Here is a 1,952-nt window from a genome sequence, read left to right as displayed (position 1 = left end):
AGTTCTCGTAGATGACCTCGGCAGGCAGATCGTCCCAGGTCGGTTCGCGTTCGGGCGCCGCCTGCATGGCGGCAGCTTCGAAGGCGGCCTCCAGCGAGGTGTCGTCCACGGCGGCGGTCGCGGTGGTGTCGCCGTTCTCGTAGATGACCTCGGCAGGCAGGTCGTCCCAGGTCGGTTCGCGTTCGGGCGCGACCGGCGCAGCGGCGGCCGGTGGCGGTGCGGGCACGGCAATCGCCTCGCCCAGCAGCTCGTCCAGGTAGTCGTCCAGTACGCCGGTGGTGGTCATGCCGCCTGCTCCAGCGTGCGCGCGTCTTCGCCGAGGATCCAGTTCAGCGCGCGGCGATAGGCGGCCAGGCCACGGCCCGGATACTCCTCCCCGTTGCTCGGAAGGGTCAGACCCGCGGCATTGCTGATGCGGGTGTCGATCGGAATCGCATCATCCCACACGCGGCTGCCGTGCCGGTCCTGCATGCTGCGCAGCGATTCGTTGCCGGCGCGGGTGCGGCGGTCGAACAGGGTGGGCAGGATCGAGATCGGCAGCGGACGGCGGCGCGAACGCTCGACCATTTCGCCGGTGCGGACCATGCCGTCCAAGCCATGCAGGGCCAGGGGTTCGGCCTGGGTCGGAATGATCAGGCGGTCGGCTGCTGCCAGTGCATTGATCATCAGCAGGCCCAGGGTGGGGGCGCAGTCCAGCAGGATGTAGTCGTGCTGGCCGTGGTGGCGGGCAAGCGCGTTCTGCAGCGCAAGGCCCAGGCCGGGCTGGTTGGCGCTGCGCCGTTCCAGGGTGGCCAGCGAGGCCTGCGCGCACACGTAGTCCAGCCCGCCGGTGCTGCTGGGGTGGGTCAGTGCGGACAGTTCGGCAGGCGGTGTGCCGAACAGTTCCAGCACGCCCACCGGCGCCGGCTCCACCGGTACGCCGAAGGCGCGGGTGAGCGACGCGTGCGGGTCCAGGTCGATCAACAGCACGCGGTGGCCCTGCGCGGCCAGGCCGCGACCGAGGGCGAGGGTGGTGGTGGTCTTGCCGACTCCACCCTTCTGGTTGGCAACTGCCCAGATGCGCATCGGGTTACTCCTTCATTGCCGGGGGAACGGCGGCGCCGACGCGGCGGCCAGCCGGCACCGGCGGCAACTGCACCGGTGCGTTGGGGGAAAGGGGGAGGCTGTGCGGCGCCGTGGCGGCCGCGTCTGCGGTGGTAGCGGCCGAACCTGCGCTGGCATCGGTGGCGGCATTCAGGCGCTGGCCCAGCGGGTCCACGGAGTGCGAAGTGTCGGCCAGGATGATGACCATCACCCGCCGGTTGCGGTTGCGGCCGGCGGCGCTGTCATTTTCCTCGCGCGGGCGGAACTGGCCGTAGCCCACCATCGCCAGCCGCGAGGGCTGCACGCCCTGGTCGGCGAACAGATGGACCACGCTGGCGGCGCGGCCGGCCGACAGTTCCCAGTTGGAAGGGAAGGTGGCGGTGGCGATCGGCACGTTGTCCGTGTGGCCTTCCACGCGCACGCTGTTGGGCACGTCACGCAGCACGTCGGCCAGGCTGGCCAGGGTCTGCCGCGCGTGTACGTCCAGGTTGGCCGAGCCGGTCGGGAACAGGATGTCGCTGTTGATCTCCACTTCGATCCACAGCTCGGTACGGCGCACGCTGATCAGGCCGCGGTCGATGAGCGGTGACAGCGCGGCGGTCAGCCGGTCGGCGATGCTGTTGAGCTGGCGCTCGGCCCGGGCAATCTGCTCCTGGTTGTGCACCGATACCGGCATGCGCATCTGCGAGGCCATCGATGGCAGCAGCGTTGGGTCATGTGTGGGCGCCGGTGCCGACGGGCCGATCTTCGTGCCGGACTTGATGACCGAGGGGCTGTCCCAGCCGCCGCCCTGCACCTGCGTGTTGCCAACCTGCACCGGATTGATGGTGCGCGGTGCACCGCCGAAGGCATCGGTAAGGGCATCGGCC

General features: G+C 70.2%; 2 protein-coding genes and 1 pseudogene. All 3 read right to left on the bottom strand.

Features of this window, described 5'->3' with window-relative positions:
• Positions 1 to 286 (bottom strand): annotated as a pseudogene (locus tag ACQKDV_RS18715) (chemotaxis protein CheW); the annotation flags it as partial.
• Complete coding sequence (locus tag ACQKDV_RS18710) at positions 283 to 1,065, bottom strand: ParA family protein (RefSeq protein WP_427785749.1); 783 nt, start codon at positions 1,063 to 1,065, stop codon at positions 283 to 285. The gene ACQKDV_RS18710 and the pseudogene ACQKDV_RS18715, both read right to left, overlap by 4 nt.
• Before the next feature lie 4 nt (positions 1,066 to 1,069).
• A partial coding sequence (locus tag ACQKDV_RS18705; protein WP_427785748.1) for an OmpA family protein occupies positions 1,070 to 1,952 on the bottom strand: 883 nt, incomplete at its 5' end.

The sequence above is a fragment of the Stenotrophomonas sp. NPDC077659 genome (genome assembly GCF_050268705.1).
Lineage (GTDB): Bacteria > Pseudomonadota > Gammaproteobacteria > Xanthomonadales > Xanthomonadaceae > Stenotrophomonas.
The sequence above is the reverse complement of the archived record's forward strand: the minus strand, read 5'-3'. Positions and strand labels throughout refer to the sequence as shown.

Bases quoted from the DNA above. Each gene is read 5' to 3' on its own strand.
- ACQKDV_RS18710 (WP_427785749.1), bottom strand. From the start codon at position 1,065: ATGCGCATCTGGGCAGTTGCCAACCAGAAGGGTGGAGTCGGCAAGACC.